Raw genomic sequence first — 7209 nt, 5'->3', positions numbered from 1 at the left:
CCCGAAGAAGCTCAGCCGGATCATCCAACTAACCAAGCTCGCCCAAGACGCTGGCATCACCTGATATGCCTGCTACTTTTCGGACGATGCACTAGCACGGCCCCTCGACCTGACTCCTCGCACCGTGATTTCCCCGAAAGCCTTCCTTGCCCTCCTCGCCTTGCCCGTCTTTGCAGAACCCGAATCAGAAACTTCCCCATGGGAAATCACCGGAGCCGCCGGGCTCAGCTACTCGGATGGCAACTCCGACCGATTGGCCACCCATCTTCAACTTCTGGCCACCCGGGTGACGCCCGAAAACGAACTGTTCCTCAACGCCGACTACTTCTACGCCGAAGATGATCGCATCGCGACCACGGACAACTTACGGCTCGGCGCTCAATTCAACCACCTGGTCCAAGAGCGCCGTTACTTTGGATTCTCCGCCCAGTTCCTCACCGATCCCATCGCTGATCTCGATCATCGCATCGACATCAGCACCTTGCTGGGCTGGTACGCGCTCAAAGAAGATCGCCAGTCACTCGCCTTCGAAATGGGCCCAGGATACACTTGGGAAACCCAAGCCGGAAGCAACTCGGACTTCCTGAACCTGCGACTTGCCGAACGCTACGAACGTCGCCTCGGAGACGCCTCCAAGCTCTGGCAATCCCTTGCCTTTGTCCCGGAAGCCGCCGACTTCGACAACCACCTTCTCACCGCCGAGCTCGGCATTGAAAGCCGCATCACCGACCACTGGAACCTTCGTACTTTTGTGCGCTATCAACGCGACCATAGCCCGGCGCCCGGAAGAGAAGAAAACGACCTATCCCTCATGCTCGGCGTGGGCTACTCGCTCGGCGGGTTTCCCGATCCTGAGAAATCGGCACGCAAGACCCTCAAGCCCGCGCGCAAAACACCCACCGCCACCCCTACCGGCTGGACGCGAAGCGCGTCACTAGGCACCGCTCTGGCTTCTGGAAATTCCGACAGCCGATCCCTCACTTCCACCTTCGAGACCGCCTACCATGCTGCCACCCACGAATTCTTCGCGGGAGCCGAGTATCTCTACGGCGAAGACGATGGAGACACCTCCCAGCACCAATTCCATGCGGATGCACGGCTTCGCCGACTGTTCGGTTCCCGCCGTTTTCTAGGAGCTGGCGTCGAACTGTTTCACGACGACCTTGCCGACCTCAGCTACCGTTTCACCCCGTCCGCCACGGCCGGCACCTACCTCGTCAAGAATGACGCCGTGAGCCTCAGTTTGGAGGCAGGCCCCGGTTACACCTTCGAAAAAGCCGGAGGCCAGCGCTCCGATTACCTATCCCTGGTCGCCGCCGAGAGATTCGCCTTCGTCATCGCTCCCCGCCTCACCTTCAAACAGTCCCTCGTATGGGAGGCAGAAGCCGCCGAACTCGACAACCACACCCTCACGGCCGCGGCCAACCTCGACACCGACCTCACCGAATCCCTCGCCCTACGCATCGGACTCACCTACCTCTTCGACCCCACCCCGGCCACCGGACGAGCCCACCACGACACCACTCTCACCAGTGGCATCGCCGTGAAATTCTGATCTGCCGGACATTTCCACGTTCGAGATTGGACGAACCCGCATCTGCGGTCACCTTCCAGCCCGTGACCGTCACCGAGCTCCTCCAACACCTCGTCCGCATTCCGTCGGTCAATCCCGACAACGATCCGGGCACCCCTCACACCGGGGAGGCCGCACTGGCTGACTTCCTCGCCACCTGGCTGCGCCAAATCGGTGCCGAGGTCATGCTCGAAGAAATTCGACCAGGACGCCCCAACCTCATCGCCCGCTTCGCCCCCCTCGACGGACGGCCACGGCTGCTGCTCGGGCCCCACCTCGATACTGTCGGCGTCGGCGGCATGATCATCGATCCCTTCTCCGGGGAACTTCGCGACGGACGGATCTGGGGGCGAGGCACTTCCGACACCAAAGGCCCCATGGCCGCCATGTTGTGGGCGCTCCAGCAGCACGCCCCCCACCTCCAACAACTGCCCGTCGCCGTCGACTTCGTCGGCTTCATGGGCGAAGAATCCTGCCAGTGGGGATCTCGCGATTTCGGCGAAAAATACGCCGCCGACTACCAATTTGCGATCGTCGGCGAGCCCACCTCTCTCGACTTCGTTCACACCACCAAAGGCTCGCTTTGGGCCACCCTCCGTGCCACCGGAAAGGCCGCTCACTCCTCCCAGCCCGAGCGCGGCGACAATGCCGTCATGAAACTGGCTCGCGTCCTCGACGCCCTCCAAGAGCCCCTCATCGAAAAACTCGCCACCTTCACCCATCCCATTCTCGGGCCGTCCACTTTCAACGTCGGCACCTTCCGCGGAGGTTCTCGACCCAATATCGTCCCCGACCTCGCCGAAGCCGAGATCGACATCCGCATCACCCCCGCCCTCCACCAGGCCGGCGGGGCTCTCGCCCTCGTCCAACAAATGCTTGCCGGCCACCCGATCGAAATCGATCACGCCGACGAGAAGCCTCCCATGGAAACGCCTGCCGACCACCCGTGGATTCAGAAACTCCTCCACATCCGGCCCGCCTCCCGTTGCGTCGGCGCTCCCTGGTTCTCGGACGCCGCCCACCTCTCGGACGCGGGCATTCCTTCAATCTGTTTGGGCCCGGGGTCGATCGATCAAGCCCACACCTGCGATGAATTCATCCAAGTCGCCGACCTCGAAGACGGAGCTAATTTCTTCTCCGACTTGATTGGCTCCTTGATCCCCGCATCCTGAGCGTCCGGCCCTTGATGACCACCGTTCTCGACATCCTCGATAAAGGCACCGCCTACCTCGAAAAGCGCGGTATCGAAGACGCCCGCAGAAACATGCAAATGCTCGTCGCCCACCAGCTCGACTGCACCCGCATGGATCTCTATCTGCGCTTCGATCAGCCCCTCGAAGAAGCCCATCTCGCCCCCCTCCGCGAAGCCCTTCGGAAACGCGGCGAGGGCATCCCCGTCCAGCACCTCCTCGGGTCCGTCTACTTTCGACAGCACGAATTCAAAACCGACGCCCGTGCCCTGATCCCCCGACCCGAAACCGAAGAACTGGCCGAGTGGCTGGCCAAAAACCTGAAACTCCCGGAGAACGCCCACATCCTCGACATGGGCACCGGCTCCGGCTGCCTTGGCCTCTCTCTGGCTCATGATTTCCCCACAGCTCAGGTCACCCTGGCCGACCTCTCCGCTGATGCTCTCACGCTCGCTCGAGAAAATGCCGAGTTCATCGGAGAACCTCCGCTCCCCGATCACCTCCACTTCGTTCAGTCCGACCTCTTCCAAAACCTCGAAGAAACTCGCTTCGATCTGATCGCCGCCAACCTTCCCTACATTCCTGATGGTGAACAAGTCGCCATCGAGGTCCGTCACGATCCCGCTCTCGCCTTGTTCAGTGGGGTCGATGGCCTCGATCTCATTCGCCGCTTCATTCCCGATGCCTTCCAACACCTCAACCCCGGTGGCTGGATCGCCCTGGAAATTGGCATCCACCAATTCTCCGAGGTTGAAAATCTCCTGCGTGCCGCTTCCTTCACGGACGTCTTGACCCTCAAAGACCTCTCTGGCATCCCCCGTTTTCCGGTCGCGAGACGTCCCGGACTCTGATAACCGACAACCTGCACCTTCCTGGATGGACAAACTTCTCGTTCACGGCGGCTCACCGATTCACGGCGCCATCACCATTTCCGGCTCCAAAAACGCCTCGCTCCCCATCCTCGCTGCCGCTCTCCTGACGGAAGAGGACGTTGTCATCCGCCGCGTGCCCGATGTTTCCGACACCAACTACATGGTGCAGATCCTCACCGGGCTGGGCGCCGACGTCGAACGCTTCTCCGGCACCGTCCGCATCACCGCCAGCGAGATTTCGGATACCGCCCCTTACGACATCGTCCGCCGCATGCGGGCCTCCGTCTGCATGATGGGCCCCTTGCTCGCCCGCAAACAACGCTGCGTCGTCGCTCTTCCCGGTGGGTGCGTCATTGGAGACCGCCCCATCGATCTGCACATCCGTGGACTCGAAGCCCTCGGCGCAACTTCGGAATTTGAGGGGGGCAACGTCATCCTCACCGCGCCTCACGGCCTCAAAGGTGCCACCGTCGACCTTTGCGGTGAAAATGGTCCCACCGTCCTCGGCACCGACAATGTCATGATGGCGGCCACTCTCGCCGAAGGGACCACCACCATCACCTCCGCCGCCTGCGAACCGGAAGTCGTCGACCTCGCCGAATTCCTCAATTCCATGGGCGCCAAAATCACCGGTGCCGGCACACCCATCATCACCATCGAAGGCGTTTCCAAACTTCATGGCACCGTTCACAACGTCATTCCCGATCGCATCGAAGCCGGGACGTTCATGGTCGCCGCAGCGCTCGCCGGGGATGGGGTGACCCTGCGCCGCGTCCACGAGGGCCACCTTGTCGCGATCACCGCCGCCCTCCGCAAAGCCGGCCACCAGGTTCATTTCAACAACACTGGAGATGCCTGCACCGTGCACCGTGGTGATACCCCCATGCCCGTCGAAATTGTCACCGAGCCCTACCCCGGCTACCCCACCGACATGCAGGCTCAAATGACGGCTCTATTTGCCATGACCCCTGGGTCCAGCGTCGTCGTCGATACCATCTTCCCCCAGCGCTTCATGCACTGCGCAGAACTCAAGCGCATGGGAGCCGACATCCACGTGGCCGACGGAAAGGCCGTCATCAAGGGCGTCAAATCACTCAGCGGAGCACCCGTCATGGCCAGCGACCTCCGCGCCTCCGCCGCTCTGGTTCTTGCAGGTCTCGTCGCCAAGGGCACCACGGAGATCAATCGCCTCTACCACATCGACCGCGGCTACGAGCACATCGACGAGAAACTCCTCGCCCTCGGTGCCAACGTCGAACGAGTTCGCGAACGTTAAGGCCCCTTTTTACCCCACTTTGCCCCATCCTGAAGGGGCGCCCTAAAACCACCTTCCGCTCCCGCTCCCAGCCCCCACCTGCGATCCTCGGGGAGGGCCGGATCGGCAACGGCCTTCATGGGATCCGTTCCCGCGACCGCGATCCTGCGATGGGCACCCCCCATCGATTTCGTCTTGGCTGCGTCGATCGGACCTTGCGACGCAGACGCGTTTCTTCAGGGACTTGGAGATTGCGCGCACCCCATGTTTGAATTCGGATCGGATACGACCTCGATCATCCGTTCGAAATCGTTTCCTCCCCCCCCAAGAGCCGTTCTCTCACCCCATCAAGAAAGTGCCACCGGGGGGACTCGAACCCCCACGCCGGTTGCCCGGCAACGGATTTTAAGTCTGTAGCGAAATACAAACCACACTCGATCTTAGTCACTTACAATTCGCCATTTCTCTCATTTCCGCTATCTCTCGGATTTTTGAGGCAATAAGGGCAGGAAATCCCGCCGGTTAGAGTTGCTGAAATTCGCATTGCAACACCATCGTTTCTCCATGCCAAAGCGACCAAAGTTTACGGTGACGAAGACGACCGAAGGTTGGCGCATCAACGTGCCAGCGAGCCTCACCGAATCCGGGAAGAGGGAGCGTCATTTCCACGATACTCGGGACAAGGCCAAGCAACATGCGACGGAGCTACGAGAGAAGTATAAGCAACATGGCGAAGCGGCATCGGTCATTCGGCCAAGTCTTGCCGAAGCAGCCACTCAGGCAGAGAGGCTCCTCAAGCCATGGGGTATTTCGCTAGTTGAAGCAGCACGAATCGTGGCGGAAATCAAAGAACGGGAAAACGCAAGCAAGTCGGTGAGCGAGGCCATTGATTCCTGGCTCCTTGCATGTGAAGGTCTGCGCGATAGGACGCTCGATGGCTACCGACAAGTAGCCAATAAGCTCCGTACCGACCTTCAAGACACCCTACTCACATCTGTTTGCGCAGACGACATCCAAGGTATCATAGCGCCTCCCGGAGCCACTGGTGCAGCGGTACTTGGGCGGATCCGGAACGCTCGCGTGTTCTGGCGTTGGGCAGCAAGGAAGGGGTGGTGTGATGCTGATGTATTCAAGGCAATCGAGATTCCGAAGTCCGGGCGCCACCAACGTGAGATCGCCATCCTTTCCCCTGCCCAGGCCAACCGGCTCTTGCAAGTTGCTGAGGTTCACTACCCGGAAGCGGTTGCCTCCTATGCACTCCAGCTTTTCGCCGGGATACGGGCTGAGGAGTTAAGACGCCTTGAGTCTCGACATGTGACCGACGGAGGAATCGAAATGTCTGCTGAGATTACCAAGAAAGGTCGCCGACGCCATATCAACCCCAATCCCACCCTTAGCGCATGGCTCGCCGTCTATCCTTATTCACCCTGCCCCAACTGGCGTGAGGTAGACAAGGCCTGCAGACGCATTGCCGGCTGGAACCTAGGCTCCAGACTACTTGAAAAAAAGTCAGCTAAGACAGAAACCGCGAAGGATCGCACGATGCAGACACTACCCGATCCCAACCTGGGTGGGTGGCCACAAAATGCCCTTCGGCACTCCCATGCCTCGTACGCTGTGGCAGCTGGAATTCCTCTAGAAAGCCTGCTATTCGAATTCGGGCACACCTCGAACCCCTCCGTCCTTCGCGAGCACTACGTTGGCAGAGCCAGCAGGAAAGACGCTATTGACTTCTTTAAGATCGGCCCGAAAGGAGTGCAGATTCCGACGATCGCAGTGGCCTGAGGCAAGCTCACCATGCCGCACCCTTACCCGAAAGGGGGATCGAAGTGATATGTAAACGGCACTCCGTCAGAATTGCTTGAGTGATTGAGCGCACATTTTGAAGAAGCGATGCTTGCGGTTGATCGTTCCTCAGCCCCGGTGGATGAACCAGGCGATCTGGTTGTTGAATGCAGCGATTCCCCCCGAGGTGATGCGAGGCGGTGATCGCCATGAAATCGCGCAGGACTTTCGGAGAGCGTAACAAGGCCGGGGGATGTCCCTCAGATCGTTAGAATCGGTGGCAGCCGGTCGGGTTGAGATTCATCGGTTGGTGGCTTCCTGACAAGCTTGCCCCTGCCCCGCGCTTTCGCTCGGAGCGCAGGACGAGGGCGCGGCGTCAGCCGCGACCGAGGACGGAGCGCTGAGCGAAAGCGCAGATGCCAGACGGGGGAGGTCACCCGGAAGCGTCCCATGAATCGTTAGAATGAGGTGGTGGCTGGTTGGTGCCACGCGTCAGCGTGGCGTTGCTAAACGAAAACCAACCAACCACCGTGA

The 7209-nt window shown here is 60.4% G+C and carries 5 protein-coding genes; all 5 read left to right on the top strand.

The window, feature by feature from the left end; genetic code table 11:
- Nucleotides 1-124 precede the first annotated feature (124 nt).
- Nucleotides 125-1555 carry a DUF481 domain-containing protein gene (locus HNR46_RS19950; RefSeq protein WP_184022377.1) on the top strand — a complete coding sequence of 477 codons (1431 nt, stop codon included), beginning with the start codon at nucleotides 125-127 and terminating at the stop codon, nucleotides 1553-1555.
- A gap of 26 nt (nucleotides 1556-1581) precedes the next feature.
- Nucleotides 1582-2745, top strand: coding sequence for a M20 family metallopeptidase (locus tag HNR46_RS19945; RefSeq protein ID WP_221285303.1), 1164 nt, complete (start codon nucleotides 1582-1584; stop codon nucleotides 2743-2745).
- Nucleotides 2746-2759: 14 nt separating this feature from the next.
- Nucleotides 2760-3614, top strand: a complete 855-nt coding sequence (gene prmC / locus HNR46_RS19940; protein ID WP_184022375.1) for a peptide chain release factor N(5)-glutamine methyltransferase — start codon at nucleotides 2760-2762, stop codon at nucleotides 3612-3614.
- Nucleotides 3615-3639: 25 nt separating this feature from the next.
- A complete protein-coding gene (murA, locus tag HNR46_RS19935; RefSeq protein ID WP_184022373.1) occupies nucleotides 3640-4911 on the top strand; it encodes a UDP-N-acetylglucosamine 1-carboxyvinyltransferase in 1272 nt (423 codons plus the stop codon).
- Nucleotides 4912-5454: 543 nt separating this feature from the next.
- The gene (locus HNR46_RS19930; RefSeq protein WP_184022371.1) at nucleotides 5455-6675 is read left to right on the top strand and encodes a tyrosine-type recombinase/integrase; all 1221 of its coding nucleotides are present in this window, start codon (nucleotides 5455-5457) and stop codon (nucleotides 6673-6675) included.
- The last annotated feature ends 534 nt before the right edge of the window (nucleotides 6676-7209 follow it).

It is taken from the genome of Haloferula luteola (assembly GCF_014201715.1).
Classification (GTDB): domain Bacteria; phylum Verrucomicrobiota; class Verrucomicrobiia; order Verrucomicrobiales; family Akkermansiaceae; genus Haloferula; species Haloferula luteola.
The sequence above is the reverse complement of the archived record's forward strand: the minus strand, read 5'-3'. Positions and strand labels throughout refer to the sequence as shown.

What these genes read in the sequence shown, in the direction of transcription:
- prmC (WP_184022375.1), top strand. Translation starts at nt 2,760, where the DNA reads ATGACCACCGTTCTCGACATCCTCGATAAAGGCACCGCCTACCTCGAA.
- murA (WP_184022373.1), top strand. Translation starts at nt 3,640, where the DNA reads ATGGACAAACTTCTCGTTCACGGCGGCTCACCGATTCACGGCGCCATC.
- HNR46_RS19930 (WP_184022371.1), top strand. Translation starts at nt 5,455, where the DNA reads ATGCCAAAGCGACCAAAGTTTACGGTGACGAAGACGACCGAAGGTTGG.